This window comes from Bradyrhizobium sp. CSS354, from assembly GCF_029051725.1.
Taxonomy (GTDB): Bacteria; Pseudomonadota; Alphaproteobacteria; order Rhizobiales; family Xanthobacteraceae; genus Bradyrhizobium.
This window is the reverse complement of record NZ_JAACFU010000005.1, coordinates 277815-296211: the sequence shown is the minus strand read 5'-3', so window position 1 is coordinate 296211 and position 18397 is coordinate 277815. Positions and strand designations below refer to the sequence as shown.

At 64.1% G+C, this 18397-nt stretch carries 17 protein-coding genes and 1 pseudogene; 5 read left to right on the top strand and 13 right to left on the bottom strand.

The window, feature by feature from the left end; translation table 11 throughout:
• The first annotated feature begins 43 nt into the window (after nt 1-43).
• Nucleotides 44-1429 carry a hypothetical protein gene (locus GWG67_RS14290; protein ID WP_275169953.1) on the top strand — a complete coding sequence of 462 codons (1386 nt, stop codon included), beginning with the start codon at nt 44-46 and terminating at the stop codon, nt 1427-1429.
• 274 nt (nt 1430-1703) lie between these two features.
• Here GWG67_RS14290 and GWG67_RS14285 read toward each other — a convergent pair whose 3' ends face one another.
• On the bottom strand, nt 1704-2063 hold the full coding sequence (locus GWG67_RS14285; RefSeq protein WP_007612410.1) for a hypothetical protein: 360 nt from the start codon (nt 2061-2063) through the stop codon (nt 1704-1706).
• Between the two features lie 121 nt (nt 2064-2184).
• On the opposite strand from GWG67_RS14285, the gene GWG67_RS14280 reads away from it, so the two are divergent.
• Entirely contained in the window at nt 2185-2502 is a 318-nt protein-coding gene (locus tag GWG67_RS14280) for an antibiotic biosynthesis monooxygenase (RefSeq protein WP_275169952.1), read from the top strand.
• 30 nt (nt 2503-2532) lie between these two features.
• Here GWG67_RS14280 and GWG67_RS14275 read toward each other — a convergent pair whose 3' ends face one another.
• On the bottom strand, nt 2533-2976 hold the full coding sequence (locus GWG67_RS14275; RefSeq protein WP_275169951.1) for an RbsD/FucU family protein: 444 nt from the start codon (nt 2974-2976) through the stop codon (nt 2533-2535).
• A gap of 164 nt (nt 2977-3140) precedes the next feature.
• On the opposite strand from GWG67_RS14275, the gene GWG67_RS14270 reads away from it, so the two are divergent.
• On the top strand, nt 3141-4958 hold the full coding sequence (locus GWG67_RS14270) for a caspase family protein (RefSeq protein ID WP_275169950.1): 1818 nt from the start codon (nt 3141-3143) through the stop codon (nt 4956-4958).
• Nucleotides 4959-5031: 73 nt separating this feature from the next.
• Here the strand turns inward: GWG67_RS14270 and GWG67_RS14265 are convergent, their stop codons facing one another.
• From GWG67_RS14265 to thiD, 4 genes and pseudogenes are all read right to left on the bottom strand, one after another.
• Nucleotides 5032-6015, bottom strand: a complete 984-nt coding sequence (locus GWG67_RS14265; RefSeq protein ID WP_035994560.1) for a threonine/serine dehydratase — start codon at nt 6013-6015, stop codon at nt 5032-5034.
• Nucleotides 6016-6078: 63 nt separating this feature from the next.
• A pseudogene (locus GWG67_RS14260) lies at nt 6079-7111 on the bottom strand (glycosyltransferase family 4 protein).
• 13 nt (nt 7112-7124) lie between these two features.
• Entirely contained in the window at nt 7125-7937 is an 813-nt protein-coding gene (locus GWG67_RS14255) for a UDP-2,3-diacylglucosamine diphosphatase (protein ID WP_247287409.1), read from the bottom strand.
• A 185-nt stretch (nt 7938-8122) separates the two neighbouring features.
• Nucleotides 8123-8923: a bifunctional hydroxymethylpyrimidine kinase/phosphomethylpyrimidine kinase gene (gene thiD / locus GWG67_RS14250; protein WP_275169949.1), complete on the bottom strand. Its 801-nt coding sequence runs from the start codon at nt 8921-8923 to the stop codon at nt 8123-8125.
• A 129-nt stretch (nt 8924-9052) separates the two neighbouring features.
• Here thiD and GWG67_RS14245 point away from each other — a divergent pair, with 129 nt between their 5' ends.
• Nucleotides 9053-9298 (top strand): Lrp/AsnC family transcriptional regulator, encoded by a 246-nt coding sequence (locus tag GWG67_RS14245; RefSeq protein ID WP_007602021.1) that lies wholly within the window; start codon nt 9053-9055, stop codon nt 9296-9298.
• Between the two features lie 23 nt (nt 9299-9321).
• Here the strand turns inward: GWG67_RS14245 and GWG67_RS14240 are convergent, their stop codons facing one another.
• A complete protein-coding gene (locus tag GWG67_RS14240; protein WP_275169948.1) occupies nt 9322-10251 on the bottom strand; it encodes a cytochrome c in 930 nt (309 codons plus the stop codon).
• A 155-nt stretch (nt 10252-10406) separates the two neighbouring features.
• Here GWG67_RS14240 and GWG67_RS14235 point away from each other — a divergent pair, with 155 nt between their 5' ends.
• The gene (locus tag GWG67_RS14235; RefSeq protein WP_275169947.1) at nt 10407-10823 is read left to right on the top strand and encodes a CHRD domain-containing protein; all 417 of its coding nucleotides are present in this window, start codon (nt 10407-10409) and stop codon (nt 10821-10823) included.
• Between the two features lie 76 nt (nt 10824-10899).
• Here GWG67_RS14235 and GWG67_RS14230 read toward each other — a convergent pair whose 3' ends face one another.
• The 6 genes from GWG67_RS14230 to murJ form a co-directional block, all read right to left on the bottom strand.
• Complete coding sequence (locus GWG67_RS14230; RefSeq protein ID WP_275169946.1) at nt 10900-12195, bottom strand: cystathionine gamma-synthase family protein; 1296 nt, start codon at nt 12193-12195, stop codon at nt 10900-10902.
• 335 nt (nt 12196-12530) lie between these two features.
• Nucleotides 12531-12977, bottom strand: a complete 447-nt coding sequence (locus tag GWG67_RS14225; protein ID WP_275169945.1) for a cytochrome c — start codon at nt 12975-12977, stop codon at nt 12531-12533.
• Between the two features lie 104 nt (nt 12978-13081).
• The gene (locus GWG67_RS14220) at nt 13082-15391 is read right to left on the bottom strand and encodes a xanthine dehydrogenase family protein molybdopterin-binding subunit (protein WP_275169944.1); all 2310 of its coding nucleotides are present in this window, start codon (nt 15389-15391) and stop codon (nt 13082-13084) included.
• 278 nt (nt 15392-15669) lie between these two features.
• The gene (locus GWG67_RS14215) at nt 15670-15948 is read right to left on the bottom strand and encodes a DUF1127 domain-containing protein (protein ID WP_275169943.1); all 279 of its coding nucleotides are present in this window, start codon (nt 15946-15948) and stop codon (nt 15670-15672) included.
• Nucleotides 15949-16234: 286 nt separating this feature from the next.
• Nucleotides 16235-16651, bottom strand: a complete 417-nt coding sequence (locus GWG67_RS14210) for an SRPBCC family protein (RefSeq protein ID WP_247497915.1) — start codon at nt 16649-16651, stop codon at nt 16235-16237.
• Between the two features lie 161 nt (nt 16652-16812).
• Nucleotides 16813-18339 carry a murein biosynthesis integral membrane protein MurJ gene (murJ, locus tag GWG67_RS14205; protein WP_275169942.1) on the bottom strand — a complete coding sequence of 509 codons (1527 nt, stop codon included), beginning with the start codon at nt 18337-18339 and terminating at the stop codon, nt 16813-16815.
• Between the last annotated feature and the right edge of the window lie 58 nt (nt 18340-18397).

The following is an 18397-nucleotide window of genomic DNA, read 5'->3' as shown; positions in this document are numbered from 1 at the left end:
GATCGTTACTGTAACGCGCGGTGATTTGCGCGACGAGATTGACATGGCCAACGAAGCATTCGCCCTCTCGCCTATGTCTGCCCGCGCGGCCGAGCCGAACGAGCAGGATTACGACGCGATCCGCGAAGCCTTCATGGAGACCGCGCGCGGCCGCTGGTTCCTCGGCGAATACGCCAAGCGCAACCGCAATGCCGACACCCGCATGGTGCTCGACGCGGTCGCGAAAATCGAAGAAACCCTTGCGGCACAGCGCCAACCCGTGGTCGAGGACCGCCTGCCCGAGGCGCTGGTCGCGATCCGGCACGCGATCCGCGAGGCCGAGACGATCGCGATCGCGGCGTTCGATCCCGGGGCGATCGAGGCGAGCCTCGCGCCGATCCCGCGCGGCCTGCGCATCATCAAGGAGATCTCCTGGCGCTGGCGCGAGATCGGCGCCGACGGGCGAATCTGCGATCTGATTGATTCGCAGCTCGCCTCCATCGAGGCAGCCTGCGCGCAGGTTTCGACCATCGACCCCCGCGCAGACCTCAAGGCCGCGTTCGATCTGCTCAAGGACCGGATCGACCAGACCGACGCTGACGCAACGCCGCGGGCCGCGCGCCCCTCGCCGGCTCCGGTGCAGGACGCACCGTCGCCCGTTGCGGAAGCTCCGCTTGCGGAGGCCGCACCTGCGGCAATGGCCGGCGAAGCCGCCGTGGCTTTTACGGAGCCGCAGGACATCGCAGAGGCGATCGATCCCGAAGCCGCCGTGGAGACGGCCGGCGTCGCTGAAGTCTTCTCCGTTGCGGAACAGGCGATGGACGCCACGCTGGAGCCGGAGACCGTCGCCGAGAGCCGGATCGCGCCCGAAGACGCCGCTCTTGAAGAGCCCGCCGCCTTCGCCGAGGTGACGGACGAATTTTCGCTCGATGCCGCTGCCGAAGCCGAGGACGAAGCCATCCTCGACGCGATCGCGCTGGAGATGGCCGCGCCCGACCCGGAATTCGACGAGATCATCGAGCCGGTCGAGATGGAAGCATCGGTTCCCGAGCCGGTGGTTGCGGAGGCCGCAGCGCCCATCGCAGCCGAGATAGCGGAGCCGATCGCACCAGAGCCGCTCGCACCAGAGCCAGTCGCCGCCGCAGCGGTCGTGGAGGAGCCCGTAGAGGAAGCGCCGATCGCGATGGAATCGCTTGCGCGCCTCACCAACGCCATTGCGGAAGCCGCCGCCGAAGTGATGGAGCAGCCGTCGCCTGTCATGGCCGCCACGGCGACATTCGGCGCGGCGCAGGCCACGACGCTGCCGATGCCCTCGCCGGTCCCGGAAGCCTCACTCGGCGCCACCATCCTCGCCAGCGGCATCCTGCAAAAGCCCCGCGCCGCCGCCAACGATCCCATGGCACCAATCCGCCGCATGACCCAGGCCGAGAAGATCGCGTTCTTCTCGTAAGGGGAGCGCCAACTCGGCCTCGTGTCCCGGACAGGCGAAGCGCAGATCCGGGACCCCGGAGCCACAGCGTCCGCCCCAACATGGGCCCCGGCTCTGCAGCGCACCGTCGAAGAGACGCTGCGCTGCGTCCGGGACACGAGAGCGGCGTGGGAAAGCACCCTCTCCTCAACGTCATTGCGAGCGTAGCGAAGCAATCCAGAGTCTTTCCGCAGCGGCAGTCTGGATTGCTTCGCTGCGCTCGCAATGACGGATAGGCCGCCGCGCGCTCAGCCCATCAACCGCAATTCCAAACCGCGCCGATCGGCGTCCGCGTCCAGCACGGCCCAAAACTGCCGCCATTGTAGCGGCCGCCGCCGAAGCCGGGCCGGCCGAAATAGCGCCACTCACCGTCCCAGCCGTAATATTGCGGGACTGGATCGATGTACCAATGGCGGCGGTCGCTAGGCGACATCCGCCGCATCGCTTCCTTCTGCTTGTAGAGCGGAATGCTGTTGCTCAGCGGCTGGCGATAGCCCGGCAGAAAGCCGTAGCCATGCCAGGCTTGCTTGGGACGCTTTTGGATTGAAGCAGCCGGCGCGACAGCCGGCAGCAGCGATAGGACGATAGCGACAGATAGACACATAAGGCGCGACATGGTCCGACCATAAACAGTCGGATGCCGGCAGGCCATTCAAATTCGGGTGGGCGATGTAACAAAGCCATCGCGAAACCGAAGATATCGGGAACGGAAATCCATCACCGAGGGGCAAGGAAACATGATTGGCGAAGTGATTGTCATTGGCGATCTGCAATTGCGTGACGGCGCCTCTGTCGACGAACACGACCGACTCGGCGCGCGCATGTACGACATCGTCAGCCGCCTTCCCGGCTTTGTGTCGATCAAGTCGTTCAAGGCCGACGACGGCGAGGAGCTCACCGTGTTCCGTTTTGCCTCGGAGGAAGCGCTCGAAGCCTGGCGGACCCACCCCGAACATGTCGAGACGATGAAGCGGGGACATGCCGAGTTCTACGCCAGTGGCTTCCTGCAGATCTGCAAGGTGATCCGTGAGGTCGGACCATTCGAGCACGTGTGACGCGGCCCCGCATCGTTCGATCGTGCGCTGCTAGCCGATCACGCCCTTCCTGATCAGGAAGCATCCGTAACTGCTGCTGTCGCCGACCTGCACGACGCCAAAGCTCGCCGCCGCCGCGCGATAAAAATCAGGCCGGGAGAGTTTTCCGGGCGTGACAGGCCGGCCGGCGGCGCGTTCGATCTCGGCGAGCACCGCGCGCTGCACGTCGGGGACGCGGTCGGGATCATCGACCGGCATCATCACGCGCACCGGATCGGGATCGAAATCGTCGAGCGGATAGACCGACATGATGGCGCGGATTGCGGTCTCCATGCTCATGCCCGGCAACTGAATCAGGCGCTGCGAATTCGTGCTCTGCGCGATGCGTGCCGCGGGGTGGTTGGCGTCGACGAAAACGAGGTCGTCGCCATGGCCCATCGAAGCCAGCAGCCAGAGCAGGTCGGGCGTGAGGATCGGATCGATCGATTTCAGCATGTGACGGACTGTCCTCCCATTGGGCGCCCACCTTGGCGGGTTCCAAGCGTGATTCAGATCACGCAGCCTACCATGGTGATGGCGATCACGGACTTCAAACTCGAACGCGGCCAAGCTTCCCGGCAACCAATCTCGTATCGAGATCAGTGCCAAAGGAGCACGCCATGTTCCGCCTAAAACCTTTCCTGATGACCGCCAGCCTGCTGGGAAGCCTGTTCGGCTTCGCCTGCGGCCCTGTTTCCGCGCAAGTCGCCCCGGTCGAGCCGGCTCCCACCGCGCTGCAAGGTCCGGAACAGCGGGTGGCGCTGGTGATCGGCAATTCGAACTATCAGAACGCGCCGCAGCTCGCCAACCCCGACAATGACGCGGAGTCGATGGCGAAGTTCCTGAATTCGGCCGGCTTCGAAGTGGTCGCCGCGACCGACCTGACCCAGAACGACATGCTCCGCGTGGTGCAGGACTTTTCCGCGAAAGTGTCGGCGCGCGGTCCGAACACGGTGGCGATGGTCTACTACGCCGGTCACGGCGTGCAGCTCGCCGGCGAGAACTACCTCGTTCCCGTCGACGCCAAGGTCTCGAGCCAGACCGAGCTCGTCAGCAACTCCGTCCGCTTGGTCGACGTGATGTCGACGCTGGAGACAATTCCGAGCCGCATGCGCATCGTCATCCTCGACGCCTGCCGCAACAACCCGTTCCCGAACGTCAACGACGCCGGCCGGGGCTTGGCCATCGTCGATGCGCCGAACGGTTCGATCGTCGGCTATTCCACCGCCCCGGGCGCGGAAGCGCAGGACGGCACCGGCGGCCACAGCCCCTACACGCAGGCCTTCCTGAACGTCGCGCGCGAGCCCAACGTGCCGATCGAGCAGCTGTTCAAGCGCGTGCGCCTCGAAGTCAACCAGACCACCAGCGGCGCGCAGATCCCGTGGGAGAGCTCGTCGCTGACATCCGACTTCACCTTCTTCGGCGACACCGCCGTTGCCGCCAACCGCGCGCCGGTGAATGCGCCTGTGGTGCAGATGGCCTCCAACCTGCCGAGCCGCTCCACACGCCAGGCCTATGATTACGTCGTGTCCGAAGCCCGGGCGGAGTACTATCAGGAGTTCATCACGATGTATCCGCACGACCCGCTCTGCGATCACGTCCGCTGGTTGCTCAACAACCTGCTGCTCACGCAGGCTTGGCACAAGACGGTGCTCGCGAACTCGCCGGTCGCCTACAAGAACTTCTACGACAGCTACGGCAACACGCCCTATGCGCAGGTCGCGCTGAAGCTCCAGATGCAGCCGAAGCAGATTCCCTTGATGCAGGCGACCAAGTTCCTGGCGCCGCAGAATATCGCCCCGACCTTCAAGATCGGCAATCTCGGCCAGCCCAAATACATGCCGCTGCAGCAGGGTAATGGCGGCGCGCAAGTGAACGGCAATTTGCCGATCGTGCAGAAGTCGGGCGACAACACCGGCTTCGGCAAGTTCGGCAATGGCGGCCAGATCATCAACCTGCCGGCGGGCAACAACCAGCCCAACCAGCAGAACGGCACGCCGTCGCAGACCCCGGGCAAGATCGTGACCTTGCCCGCGCCGACCAACACCACGACCACCAAGGGCGGCATCGGCAAGATCGTGACGCTGCCTGCGACCAACAAGACGCAGAACGGCGGCAACAATGGCGGCACTGCCAATGGCACAACCAATGGCAATCCTGGCAAGATCGTGAGCATGCCGGTGAATGTCGGCAAGGGCGGCACGACCATCGATGCAAAGCCCGTCAACGTTCAGACGCAGAACAACCCGATCCGCATCAACAACGGCGCGAAGATCAACAACAACCCGGTGAACAAGGTGCAGGTGCAGAACAACAACCGCCCGCAGTTCAACACGACCAACCGCATCGTCAACAACGGCAGCAACAACTTCCGCCAGTCGATGAACCAGAGCCAGGGTGGTAACGGCGGCAACAACCACCGCGGCTTCATGCACTGATTGCGGTCGGCCGCACACAACAAAGGGCAGAGCGGTGACGCGCTGCCCTTCTTCACGTCAGATGATTAGAATATCAGGCCACCAGCTCCGCAAACAGATCGGCATCGACATTGCCGCCGGACAGCACGATGACGACGTTCTTGCCGGCAACATCAAGTCGTCCCGCAAGCAGCGCGGCCAAGCCCACCGCGCCGCCCGGCTCCACCACGAGCTTCAGCTCGCGATAGGCAAACGCGACGGCCGCGCCGACTTCCTTGTCTGAGGCGGTCACGCCGCGCGCGAGCAGCTTGCTGTTGATCGCGAACGTCATCTCGCCGGGGATCAGAGCCATCAGCGCATCGCAGATGGTGCGGCCTGCCGGCCCGTGCGGTTCGCGATGACCTGCGGTCAGCGACAGGCCGTGATCGTCGAACGCCTCCGGTTCGGCGACGACGATTTGGGCCAGCGGGTAGCGTGCTTTCACGGCCGTCGCGACGCCTGCGATCAGGCCGCCGCCGGAGGCCGGGGCCACCACGATGTCGGGGGCGAGACCGAGCGCCGCCATATCCTCGGCGATCTCGCGGCCGGCGGTGCCTTGGCCGGCGATCACGAAGGGATCGTCATAGGGCCTGACCAGCGTCGCGCCACGCTTCTCGGCGATGCCGCGCGAGATCGCCTCTCGGTCATCGCGGTCGCGGTCGTACAGCACGACCTCGGCACCGTAGGATTTGGTACGCTCGCGCTTCGACAACGGCGCATCCGCCGGCATCACGATAGTCGCCTGCATGTCCAGGATCTTTGCCGCCGCAGCCACGCCCTGGGCATGGTTGCCGGAGGAGAACGCGACCACGCCGCCGGCGCGCTTGTCCTGCGGGATCGAGGCGACCTTGTTGAAAGCACCGCGGAACTTGAACGAACCGGTGCGCTGGAGCATCTCCGGCTTGAGATAGACCTTTGCGCCGACACGCTCGTTGAGCACCGGAAAGGACAACAGCGGGGTGCGGACGGCGAACGGCGCGATCACGCGCGCTGCGGCATCGATATCGGCAGGGCCGATCGGGAGGAGCTGTTCTGTCATGCCCGATGTTATCGCGGCGGATGCGGCGCGAGCAAGACATCTCCGCGCGAGGATTTTGGGCTCTCAGGCGACGAATCGCGCCGGCTCCGCCCCGTTCCGGCCCGGCAGCACCGCACCGACCGCCAAAATGCTGTCGACAAAAGCCCGGGCCGAGGCCTCCCAGGTGTAGTTGGCGGCGAATTCGACACAGTCCTGCCGGGGGACGTCCAGCGCGGCGAAGCAGGCGCTGCGCAGATCGTGATCGAGTGCGCCGACCGGCGCATCGCCGATCACGTCGCGGGGGCCCTTCACTGGAAACGCCGCGACCGGCAGGCCGCTCGCCAGCGCTTCGAGCAGAACCAGGCCGAACGTATCGGTCTTGCTCGGAAACACGAAGACGTCGGCGGCCGCGTAAATGTCCGCCAGTTCCTCGCCGTGCTTTTCGCCAAGGAAGATCGCGTCCGGATAGGCCTCCTCCAGCGCGACACGTTCCGGACCGTCGCCGACGATCACCTTGGTGCCGGGCAGGTCGAGGTCGAGAAACGCCTCGAGATTCTTCTCCACCGACTGAGAGGAACACCGGCGCGGGCAGGCAGAGATCGATCGCGCGGGGATGGAACAAATGGGTGTCGACGCCGCGCGGCCACAGCACGACATTGTCGAAGCCGCGCTCGGTCAGCTCGCTGGCGAGCGCAGGGGTTGCCGCCATCACGGCGCGGCTGGGGCTGTGGAATCGGCGCAGCGCCCGCCAGATCAGCGAGCCCGGCACCGGCACGCGGGCGCGGACATATTCGGGAAATCGGGTGTGGAAGCTGGTCGTGAAGGGCAGCTTGCGCTGGCGGCAGTAACGCCGAACCATCAGGCCGATCGGACCCTCCGTCGCGATGTGGATGCTGTCCGGGCGCGCCTCTTCGATCAGCTTCGCGATTCTGCCCGGCCGCGGCATGGCCAGCCGCACGTCACGATAGCTCGGCATCGCAAAGGTGCGGAACGATTGCGGCGTCAGGAACGCGAATTCGACGTCGAGGCTTTTGGCTGCGTCGGCAAGCTTGGTCAGCGTCCGAACCACACCGTTGACTTGCGGGTGCCAGGCGTCGGTCGCGACCAGGATGCGCATCAGGCTGCCTTTGTCATGCAGCTCTGGCTGCAACCTGCGGGACCTGTGCCGGCTTCTCGGCCTGGTCCGCCCAGGTGATGATCTCGAAACGGCCGTCATCGTGCTCGACCAGCGCCGTGCAGCTCTCGACCCAGTCGCCGCAATTCATGTAGCGGATGCCGCCCTCGTCGCGGATCACCGCGTAATGGATGTGGCCGCAGATCACGCCGTCGGCGTCGTGGCGCCGCGCTTCGGCGGCGAGCGCCTGCTCGAACGCGCCGATATAGTTGACCGCGTTCTTGACCTTCTGCTTGGCCCATTGCGACAGCGACCAATAGGGCACCTTGAACATGCGCCGGAAGAAGTTGACGAAGCGATTGAGCTGGATCGCGAAGTCGTAGGCCTTGTCGCCGAGATGGGCGAGCCAGCGTGCGTTCTGCACCACGAGGTCGAAGATGTCGCCGTGGATGACAAGATAGCGCTTGCCGTCCGCGCCGGTATGGACGGTGTTCTCGACCACGTCGATGCCGCCGAAATGCGTGCCGTAATAGTTGCGCAGGAACTCGTCGTGATTGCCGGGGATATAGATGACCTTGGCGCCCTTGCGCGCCTTGCGCAAAAGCTTCTGGACGAGGTCGTTATGCGATTGCGGCCAATGCCAGCTCGATTTCAGCGCCCAGCCGTCGACGATGTCGCCGACGAGATAGATCGTGTCGGCATCATGGAAACGCAGGAAGTCGAGCAGAAGGTCGGCTTGAGAACCGCGGGCTCCGAGATGAACGTCGGAGATGAACAACGTGCGAAAGCGCCGCTCCGGGCTCTCGTCACTCACATCGTAACTTCCCATGCGCCAGCCTGTAACAATGTCCCGTGACAGGGGGATGACCAATTGAACCTTTGAGGCACCTTCGGATACGAATCGCGCTTGCCTCGCCCACCCCGCGAATATCAGTCGCATGCGACAATCAGGCGACATGGCGTCGCAGCGCCCTCCGCAAGAATCCGGAACCGCGACGCGCTCGCGAGCGGCGTTCAGTAAAAATTGTGGAAATGATGGATCGGGCCGTGGCCGTGGCCGACGCTGAAGCGGTCGGCGGCCGCGATCGCCGCGCTGATCCAGGTCTTGGCGTTGCGCACGGCGCGCTCGAGATCCTCGCCTCTGGCGAGCCCGGCGGCGACCGCCGAGGACAGCGAGCAGCCGGTGCCATGGGTGTTGCTTGTGGCGACGCGCGGCGCGGCGAGCGCGATCGTGGTGCTGGCATCGACGAGATAGTCGATGCTCTCGGCGCCCTCGCCGTGCCCGCCCTTGATCAGGACCGCCCGGCAGCCGAGCGCCAGCAGCCGACGTCCCTGGCTCTCGATCTCGGCCTCGCTGGCCGCGACCGGTTCGCCGAGCAGAGCCGCGGCCTCGGGCAGATTGGGTGTGATCACCGAAGCCAGCGGCATCAGTTTGATGCGCAGGGCGTCGACGGCTTCGGACGCGAGCAGGCGATCGCCCGATGTCGCCACCATCACGGGATCGAGCACGATATGCCGGGGCGCCCAGCGCGACAGCGCGGCCGCGATCGCATCGATGCTGGCGGCTTGCGCCACCATGCCGATCTTGACCGCGCCGACCTCGAGATCGGAAAACACCGCATCGATCTGCGCGGTGACGAATTCGGCGGGCACGGTGTGAATGCCGGTGACGCCGCGCGTGTTCTGCGCCGTCAGCGCCGTGATGGCGGAAGCGCCAAAAACGCCGAGAGCGGCGAAGGTCTTCAGGTCGGCCTGGATGCCGGCGCCGCCGCTCGAATCGGAGCCGGCAATGGTCAGCGCGACGGGCGTCGTCATGGGGCGATATTCCGCGTTTTCGAAGCCATGGCCCGTCCTAGCGCGCCTCCGCCAGCCCAGCAAGTTCGCTTGCTAAATCCGGTCGGGTTTGGCCTATTAGCCAGCAGATATGCTTTCGGAGTGACCGCGATGGTTCCCTTTTTCGTCCAGATCAAATGCAAGCTCGGCCAATCCTATGTGGTTGCCAATGCGCTTGCCGAAGCCGAGATCGCCTCCGAGATCTATTCCACGGCCGGTCAATACGACCTGCTGGTGAAGTTCTACGTCGACAACGACACCGATATCGGCCATTTCGTCAACGAGAAGGTGCAGGTGCTGCCCGGCATCCAGGACACCCTCACCATCATCACCTTCAAGGCGTTTGGCGCGAGTTGACCGTCCGGAAAGGGCGGCCCTGATCAGGCGCCGCCCTCCTTGCGCTTGGGGCGCGGCGGACCGTCCACCGGCGGCAGTGATTTGAGATAGTCCGCCATCGCCGCGAGATCGTCGTCCGGCAATTGCGAGGTGTTCTTGATCACCCGCGTCATCGCGCCGCCGACGCTGTCGCCGTCGGGCAATTCGCCGGTCTTCAGGAAATAGGCAAAATCCTTCGCGCTCCACTCGCCAAGGCCCTTCTGGGTGATGTTGGGCACCCACCCCTCGCCTTCCGGATTGGGCCCGCCGGCGAAGCGTTGTCCGGCGATGATGCCGCCAAGCGCATTGCGCGGACTGTGGCATTCTGCGCAATGGCCAAAACTGTTGACGAGATAGGCGCCACGATTCCACTGCGGCGACTTCGCGCTGTCGGCGACGAAGGGCTTGCCGTCCATGAACACAAATTTCCAGATGCCGACGTTGCGCCGGATGTTGAACGGAAAGCCCACGTCGTGGTCGCGCACCTTGCCGGCAACGGCCGGCAGCGTTTTCAGATACGCAAAGAGATCGAGCACGTCCTCGCGCCTGGCATGCTGATAGGACGTATAGGGAAAGGCCGGAAAATAATGCCGTCCGTCGGGCGAGACCCCGTGCATCACCGCGTTGACGAATTCGGCCTCGCTCCATTTGCCGATGCCGTCGGTCGGATCGGACGAGATGTTCGGCGCGTAGAACGTTCCGAACGGCGACTTGATCGCGACGCCGCCGCCGAGCCTGAGACGATCGGGCTGGTCGGGAACGGCATGGCATGAGGCGCAGCCGCCGGCGTTGAACATCACCTGGCCATTGGCAAGGTCAGGGGCGCGGGCAGGCGCGGTGCCGGCGGCCGCCACCACCGGCGCGCTGAGCCACCAATAGACACCGGCTGCGGCGAGTGCGGCGAGCAGCGCCACGGAGATTGTTCGTCGCAACATGCGGTCCTTTCGTCGTCGCAGCGAAGCTTATGACCGATGTCCTCGCGGCTCCAGCCACGAAGAATTTAGCCCACCGCAGCCTGAAACGGGAATAAACTGAAATGCCGGCTGTTGGAAGTTTGGCAGCCCAAACGGGTTCAGCAGGGAGAAACTTCATGAACAAGATCGTCATCGCCATGTCAGTGCTTGGCGCCGTTGCTTTTGCGGGTTCGGCCAGCGCGGAAAAGCTGAAAGCAACGCTCGATGCCAAGTCCGAAGTCCCGGCAACGACCAGCAGCGGCACCGGAACAGCTGATCTGGATTACGACGCCGCCAGCAAGAAGCTGTCCTGGAAAGTCACCTATTCCGGCCTGTCCGGTCCTGCCACCGCCGCGCATTTCCACGGACCTGCCGAGCCCGGCAAGAACGCCGGCGTTGCGATCCCGATTCCCGGCGCCGCCACCAGCCCGGCCGAGGGCTCGGCGACACTGACCGACGCGCAGGCGGCCGATCTGCTCGGCGGCAAGCTCTACGTCAACATCCACACCGCGGCCAATCCGGGCGGCGAGATCCGCGGCCAGGTGATGAAGTAAACTTCGCACAGGTCAGCAAAAAGGGCGGCTGCCATCGCAGCCGCCCTTTTCGATTCCGCGTACGCTGGCGCAGGCGTCACGCCTCTGGTTCGGCCGCGTTCAGTGCCTGCGCGAGGTCGGCGATCAGATCCGACGGGTGTTCGATGCCGATCGACAGCCGGATCGTGGAATCGAGCACGCCGATTTTCCGGCGGATGTCGGCGGGTACGCCGGAGTGGGTCATGGTGGCAGGCAGGCTCGCAAGCGACTCCGTTCCACCAAGGCTCACCGCCAGCTTGAGAATCTGCAGCGCATTGAGGAATTTCATGGCCGCGGCCTTGCCGCCGACGATGTCGAACGAGAACGTCGACCCCGCCCCTGTGCATTGCCGCGCAAACACACGTCCATCCGGCGACGCCGCATCGTGATGACCGAGATAGTGCACCTTGGCCACCTTGGGATGATCGCGCAGATAGTCCGCCACCAGGCGTGCATTCGCATCGGCCTTTTCCATGCGCAGGCTCAGCGTCTCGAGCGACCGGTTGATCATCCAGCAGGAATGCGGATCGAGCTGGGTGCCGATGGCGCCCCGGAGCGCCTTGATGCCTTTCACGACCGCCTTCGACCCCAGCGCGGCGCCCGCGATCAGGTCTGAATGACCGCCGACATATTTCGTGAGCGAGTACAGCGAAATATCGGCCCCGTGCTCGATCGGTCGCTGAAACACCGGTCCGAGCAGCGTATTGTCGCAGGCAATGATCGGAACGTGTCCTTGGGTCTTTCCGATGGTGTCGGCGACACGCCGCATCATCGCGATGTCGACCAGCCCGTTGGTGGGATTGGCCGGGGTTTCGATCAGGATCATCGAAACCCTTCCCTTGCGCATGGCCTCCTCCGCGGCCTGACCGACCACGGCTTCGTCGACGCCATCGGCGAAGCCGACGGCGCCGATCGACAGACGCGCAAGCGTATTCGTCAGCAGGGTTTCCGTGCCGCCATAGAGCGGCTGGGAGTGCAAAATGACATCGCCGGGGCGGACGAACGCCAGGATCGTAGTTGCGATGGCCGCCATGCCGGATGAGAACAGCGCGCAGCTCTCGGTGCGCTCGTAGATCGCGAGCCTGTCCTCGACGATTTCGCTGTTGGGGTGATTGAAGCGCGAATAGACCAGGCCGGCGCCCATCCCTTCCGGCGGCTCGCGCCGGCCAGAGACGAAATCAAAGAAGTCCTGCCCGTCCTCGGCCGTCTTGAACACGAAGGTCGAGGTCAGGAACACCGGTGGCTTGACCGCGCCTTCCGACAATTGCGGATCATAGCCATAGGTCAGCATCAGCGTTTCGGGATGCAGCATATGGTTGCCGATGTGCGTCTTCGACGGGAACGGTTTTACCATGGCTTGTCTCGCTGTTGCTGATTGAGGTGCTCGCCGCGGATTGGAACTCCTGATGTCGTGACGTAGTCAGAAGCGAGATGCGTCAGCGTCAAAAGCTCACGCCAATGCCGCGGCGGCTGGAGCAAAGATAGCTGCTCCGGCAGCGATCCGTCAGGCCTTGCGAACAGAATTTCCAGCGGTGACACGCGACGCAATTAAAAGGGCGGCTGCTTTCGCAGGCCGCCCTTCTTGATTCCCAGTAGCCCGGATGGAGCGCAGCGCAATCCGGGGCAGTCTGTCAGCTCGATTGGATTTCCCGGATTGCGCTGCGCTCCATCCGGGCTACGATTTTTGCCTCAGCCGTTCTTCACGCGAAACGTTTCGTGGCAGCCGCCGCATTCCTTGCCGACCGCGGGAAAATTCGCCTTGAGCGAGTCGAGATCCTTGATCTTGCCCTTGGCCTCGGCGACGACCTTGGCGAAGCTCGCGACCTTGGCATCGAATCCGGCCTTGTCCTCCCACACTTTCGGCGAGGCGCTGTAGTCGCCCTCGGGCTTCATGCCCTTGGCGCTCGCGGGAAACAGGTTCGGCAGCTTCTTGGCGGTGTCCTCGAACTGCGCCAGTGCGCTGTCCACCGTGGCCTGATCGTAGGGCTTCTCGCCCTTGACGATCGCCGCCACCGCGCCGGCGTTCTTGCCGTTGCCCTTCATCAGCATCTGGACCTCCTTGACGGAGTCCTGTTGTGCCCAAACCGCGCCCATACCGAGCAAAAGCGCGCCCCCAACAACCAACACTCGCTTCATTCGCAAAATCCCTTTCCTTGCTGCAAGATCGCCTTGATGCAGGATCGTGCTGACCCCTCAATGGGGCCAACACCGCCTGGCAGATTTCATTCCCTGAAAAATTGTCACAGGCTGTGACGGCGATGGTGCTCGTTGACGGCGATCCACACCCGCTCCGGGGTCGCCGGCATGTCGATGTGGTCGATCTTGTATTCGCGCCAGAGCCCGTCGACGATGGCATTGACGACCGCCGGGCAGGACCCGATCGCACCGGCTTCGCCCGCGCCCTTCACCCCCAGCGGATTGGTCTTGCAGGGAACGTTGGCCGTCTCGAACACGAAGTCCGGCCCGTCCGCCGCGCGCGGCAGCGCATAGTCCATGAAGGTCGCGGTGACGAGTTGGCCGTCGCCCGCGCCATAGACCGCCTGCTCCATCAACGCCTGCCCGATGCCCTGCATGGCGCCGCCATGGACCTGGCCGGCCAGCAGCAGCGGATTGAGCGTCATGCCGAAATCGTCGACGATCACGTAGTTGACGATTTTGATGATGCCGGTGGCCGGATCGATCTCGACCTCCGCGACGTGTGTGCCGTTCGGATAAGTGCCGTCGGCGCTGGCGAAGGTCGCGCTCGCATTGAGCTTCGACGGATCGACGCCGGGACGCTTGGCCAGATCGGCGAACGAGATCGAACGGTCGGTGCCGGCGATGCGCACCAGGCCATCGGTAATCTCGAGGTCGCCGGCGCTGGCTTCCAGCGCCTGCGCCGCGATCTCCTTGAGCCGCGCGCCAAGTTCGCGGGTCGCACGCTCGACGCTGACACCGCCTGACGGGATCGAAGCCGAGCCGCCGGTCCCGAGTCCGGTGGCGATCATGTCGGTGTCGCCCTGGTGGACGTGCACGCGCTCGGGCGCAACGCCGAACTGCTCGGCAACGATCTGCGCATAGGCGGTCTGATGGCCCTGTCCGCTCGACTGGGTGCCGATCAGGACGGTGATATCGCCATTGGGGTCCATCCGCACATTGGCGGTCTCCTCGCCCATGGTGCCGCAAACCTCGACATAGCTCGCAAGTCCGATGCCGCGGATCAGACCATTCTTCTTGGCCGCCTTGGCGCGCTTGCCAAACTCCTTCCACTCGGCGATCTCCATCGCGCGCTTCAGATGCGCGGCGAAGTCGCCGGAATCGTAGACCTTGCCGGTCGCCGTCTTGTAGGGCAGCGCCTTCGGCTGGATGAAATTCTTGCGGCGGATGGCATCCGGCCCCATGTCGAGTTTTCGCGCGCAGGCGTCCACGAGACGTTCGATGACGTAAGCAGCCTCAGGCCGCCCGGCGCCGCGATAGGCGTCGACCGGCACGCTGTTGGTAAAGATGGTCCGCACCCGGCAATGGAACGCCTGGATGTCGTAGAGGCCCGGCAGCATGCCGGCGCCGCCATGCGGGATATAGGGCCCGAAGGTCGACAGATACGCGCCCATGTCACCCATCAGGTCGCAATCCATCGCGAGGAACTTGCCGTCCTCGGCCAGCGCCATCTTCGCGGTGGTGACGTTGTCACGGCCCTGCGCGTCGCCCATGAAATGCTCGGTGCGATCGGCCGCCCATTTCACCGCCTTCTTCAGCTTGCGCGCGGCGACCGCCAGGAGGGCGTATTCCCGATAGGGAAACAGCTTGGTGCCGAAGCCGCCGCCGACGTCGGGGCAGATCACCCGCATCTTGTCGGTCGGGATGTTGAGCACGTTCTGACAGAGGATATCGCGCAGCCGATGGCTGCCCTGGCTGCCGACCGTCAGCGTCAGATGGTCGCGCTTGGCGTCGTATTCGCACACCGCTGCGCGCGTTTCCATGAAGTTCGCGACGACGCGCGGATTGACGATCGAGATCTCGGCCACCGCATGCGCCTTGGCGAACGCCGCTTCGGTCGCTTTCTTGTCGCCGATCGAGACGTCGAACAGCACGTTGCCGGGCTTGTCCGGCCAGACCTGCGGCGCGCCCTTCTTCACGGCGTTGACGACGCCGGTCACTGCCGGCAGCGGGCTCCATTTGACGTCGATCGCCTCGATCGCGTCGCGGGCCTGGTCGATGGTCTCGGCCACCACGAAGGCGATGGAATCGCCGACATGGCGCACCTCGTCCTTGGCGAGGATTGGGTAAGGCGGCCCGGTGAAGGGATCGGTCTCGAGATTGAACAGGCAGGGCAGATTGCCGAGATCCCCAACGTCATCTGCGGTCAGGATCAGCGCGACGCCGGGAAGGGTGCGGGCGCGGCTCGCATCGATGGTGTATTTGGCATGCGCGTGCGGCGAGCGCAGCATCAGGCAGCGAAGCGCGGCCTGCGGCGCATAATCGTCGGTATAGCGGCCCTTGCCGCGGATCAGCGCGTCATCCTCCTTGCGCAACACGCTTTGGCCGACGCCGAACTTGATAGGGGCTGCCATTTTCTCATCCCGTTTCGCATGGTTGTTTTGCCGGCATATTGCCGTGGAAAAACTGGCAAGGCAAACGGGTTTAGCAATGCGAAAACCGTCCACCGCCCTCACATGTCAGAGCAGGATGGAACGGAAGAGCCGCAACTCGGTCATTTCGCTGTGAGGATCGGTCCGCTTGATGGCATGATAGTTGCCGAACCCACCCCGCGGTGCACGCCTGAGAACAAGCAGGCGTGCTGACGACTGCTTGCTCACAAGGCGCATGTCCGCTTTGGATGACTGAACATTTACATTCCCGCGCGGCTCCATAGGTGCGTGGCGTGATCCCTCAACCTATCGATAGTTCGTTCAGGCGAGATGTAGTCGACCTCGCCACGGGTCAAGCCGATGTCCATCAGCTCCCTGTCACTCAGGTCCTGCAAGGCGATTTGTGGGCGCTGCCGCCAGCGCCACTCCTGAAGCGCACGCCAGTATTGCGCGAGCAAACCTGGGACGCTCCACGCTGATGCGAGCTCGAGGGGAAGCCCCTCGGCCTCGGATGTGATGTTCGTCTGTTGGGGTGGCATCGGACGCTCCTGCTGTTGTGCCGGCAGGGAAGCGTGGCCAAACAAAAGGCCCCGTCCGATGCCGGCGGGGCCTGGTGAAAAGATGTCGTCGTCGAATTCTAGCGCGCGACTCCTTCCAGGGCCCAGCCGAAGCGGGTCATGTGGTTGCGGTTGAGTTTGCGCGACGATTTGATCATGAGACGCCAATACCACAGCCACTGCGCGATATCAAAGGGATGTATGGTCGTCCGTCACATCCTGGGGGCGAGCACCTTACTCTGGCGCTTTCTTCCCCCTTAAACGGTCTTCACGACTTCTTCTGCTTCGCTTCCACGTATCGTGCGAAGTTGTCGAGGATTGCCTGCCAACCGCCTTGCTGCTGCTCGACCGAATGCGTCGATTCGCCATCGAAGACCACGCGGACGAGAATGCCCTTCGGGCCGGGCACAAACTCGACTTCAGCTTTTCGCTCGCCGAACGAATATTCGATCCGCTTGTGCTCGATGATTTTCGTGTAGGTACCGGCGAAGTCAAAGCCCATGCTGCCGTCCTTGGCCTCCATGCGCGATGAGAAGACACCGCCTTCTCGCAGGTCGACAGTCGCCTTGGTCGTATGCCAATCGTCGGACGCGGCGTTCCACTTCATGATGTCGGCCGGCGTCGTATAAGCGCGCCAGACCTGATCGATGGGGGCTGCTACGTTGGTTTCTACGGTGATCCTCATAAACAGTGCTCCTGGTTCGATTTTTGCCGGCTCGAGGTGACGGCATCACGTCAATTGTGCAGGGTTCATCCAGCACTTCCGAGATGTGTCCATCCAAGGACGATCGAGACTGGCCCGTGCCGACAAGGTCGAGCCGTCAATGCGTTGAAAATAGGAAAAAGTTAACCCCGCACCAGCGAGACCAGCCAGCGGCGGCCGAACAGCGCGAGGATGGCGAGCCCATAGACGATCGTGCCCCCGACGGCCAGCAGAAGCAGCGTCAATTCGTCCCGGAAGTGCATCGAGCCGAACGAAGGACCGCCGAAGCGCGCGATGAGCCAGAAGGCAGCGGCCAGGATGATCCCGGTCAGCAGGAATTTGGCGAGCGACAATAGCCAGGCGCGGTCCAGCACGAGAAAGCCTCGCCGCACCGCGAAGAACAGCACCAGCAGCAGATTGGTCCAGACGCCGACGGCAGTGGCAAGCGCAAGCCCGATCTGGGCCAGCGATCCCATCAAGGCGACCTTGAGGGCGACGTTGACTGCGATGCCGGTCAGGGAGGCGCGAACCGGCGTCGCCGTATCCTTGCGCGCATAGAAGGTCGCGACCGCGCTGCGGATCAGCACGAAGGGGATGAGACCGATGGCATAGGCCGCGAGCGTGGCGCCTGCGGCGGCGGCATCGGCTTTCGAGAACGCCCCGCGGGCGAACAACGCGCGCATGATCGCGTCGGGGACGGTGAGGAAGGCGGCGACGAACGGCACCGAGAACAGCAGCGTGAAATCGAACGCACGGCGCTGCGCCTTCATCGCGCCGTCATGGTCGTTGGCCGTGATCCGCCGCGACATCTCCGGCAGCAGCACCGTACCGATGGCAATGCCGATCACGCCGATCGGGAGCTGGTTGAGACGGTCGGCATAATACAGCGCCGACAACGCGCCCGCGGGCAGGAAGGTCGCGATGATGGTGTCGGCAAACAGCGCGAGCTGCGTGCCCATCGAGCCCAGCGTCGCAGGTCCCAACGCCCTAAAGAATGCGCGGACGTCTTCGTCGAGCTTGAGTGGCGCAAAGCGCGGCAGGCCGCCATGGCGGGCGAGATCGCCGGCGAGCAGGGCATATTGCAGGAAGCCGGAGATGAGGACGCCCCAGGCGGCAGCGTGGCCCGCGCTGGGAAACCAGGCGGCGATTGCCAGCGTCATCATCATCGAGATGTTGAGGAAGATCGACGCGGCCGCGGCGCTGGCAAAGCGCTGCATCACGTTGAGCATGCCGCCGTAGAGCGTCACCAGCGTGATCAGCAGCAGATAGGGAAAGGTGATCCGGGTCAGCTCGATCGCGAGCCTGCGCTGCTCGGCGTCCTCGGAAAAGCCGGGCGCCAAAATGCTCATGGCCTGCGGCATGAACAACCAGGCGACGATCAGCAGAATCACCTGCGAGGCCAGCAGCAGCGTGAAGATGCGGTCGGCGAACAACCTTGCCGCCCCCTCCCCGCGCTCGCCATGGACGTGCGCATAGGCCGGCACCCAGGCGGCGTTGAAGGCGCCCTCGGCAAAGATCGCACGGAAATGGTTGGGCAGCCGCAGCGCCACGAAAAAGGCGTCGGCCACGGGGCCGGCGCCGAGAATCGCCGCGAGCATGATGTCGCGGGCAAACCCCGTCAGCCGCGAGAGCAGCGTGTAACCACCAACCGTGAAGATACGTCCGAGCATGCGTCTGTTTTAGAGGCTTATCGAACAGAGGTCGATTGCATCTTGCGAATGCGCATTG

Bases quoted from the DNA above. Each gene is read 5' to 3' on its own strand.
- GWG67_RS14255 (WP_247287409.1), bottom strand. From the start codon at position 7,937: ATGGGAAGTTACGATGTGAGTGACGAGAGCCCGGAGCGGCGCTTTCGC.
- GWG67_RS14230 (WP_275169946.1), bottom strand. From the start codon at position 12,195: ATGGTAAAACCGTTCCCGTCGAAGACGCACATCGGCAACCATATGCTG.
- GWG67_RS14270 (WP_275169950.1), top strand. From the start codon at position 3,141: ATGTTCCGCCTAAAACCTTTCCTGATGACCGCCAGCCTGCTGGGAAGC.
- GWG67_RS14220 (WP_275169944.1), bottom strand. From the start codon at position 15,391: ATGGCAGCCCCTATCAAGTTCGGCGTCGGCCAAAGCGTGTTGCGCAAG.
- thiD (WP_275169949.1), bottom strand. From the start codon at position 8,923: ATGACGACGCCCGTCGCGCTGACCATTGCCGGCTCCGATTCGAGCGGC.
- GWG67_RS14245 (WP_007602021.1), top strand. From the start codon at position 9,053: ATGGTTCCCTTTTTCGTCCAGATCAAATGCAAGCTCGGCCAATCCTAT.
- GWG67_RS14235 (WP_275169947.1), top strand. From the start codon at position 10,407: ATGAACAAGATCGTCATCGCCATGTCAGTGCTTGGCGCCGTTGCTTTT.
- GWG67_RS14240 (WP_275169948.1), bottom strand. From the start codon at position 10,251: ATGTTGCGACGAACAATCTCCGTGGCGCTGCTCGCCGCACTCGCCGCA.
- GWG67_RS14225 (WP_275169945.1), bottom strand. From the start codon at position 12,977: ATGAAGCGAGTGTTGGTTGTTGGGGGCGCGCTTTTGCTCGGTATGGGC.
- murJ (WP_275169942.1), bottom strand. From the start codon at position 18,339: ATGCTCGGACGTATCTTCACGGTTGGTGGTTACACGCTGCTCTCGCGG.
- GWG67_RS14265 (WP_035994560.1), bottom strand. From the start codon at position 6,015: ATGACAGAACAGCTCCTCCCGATCGGCCCTGCCGATATCGATGCCGCA.
- GWG67_RS14275 (WP_275169951.1), bottom strand. From the start codon at position 2,976: ATGCTGAAATCGATCGATCCGATCCTCACGCCCGACCTGCTCTGGCTG.
- GWG67_RS14285 (WP_007612410.1), bottom strand. From the start codon at position 2,063: ATGTCGCGCCTTATGTGTCTATCTGTCGCTATCGTCCTATCGCTGCTG.
- GWG67_RS14280 (WP_275169952.1), top strand. From the start codon at position 2,185: ATGATTGGCGAAGTGATTGTCATTGGCGATCTGCAATTGCGTGACGGC.
- GWG67_RS14215 (WP_275169943.1), bottom strand. From the start codon at position 15,948: ATGCCACCCCAACAGACGAACATCACATCCGAGGCCGAGGGGCTTCCC.
- GWG67_RS14210 (WP_247497915.1), bottom strand. From the start codon at position 16,651: ATGAGGATCACCGTAGAAACCAACGTAGCAGCCCCCATCGATCAGGTC.
- GWG67_RS14290 (WP_275169953.1), top strand. From the start codon at position 44: ATGGCCAACGAAGCATTCGCCCTCTCGCCTATGTCTGCCCGCGCGGCC.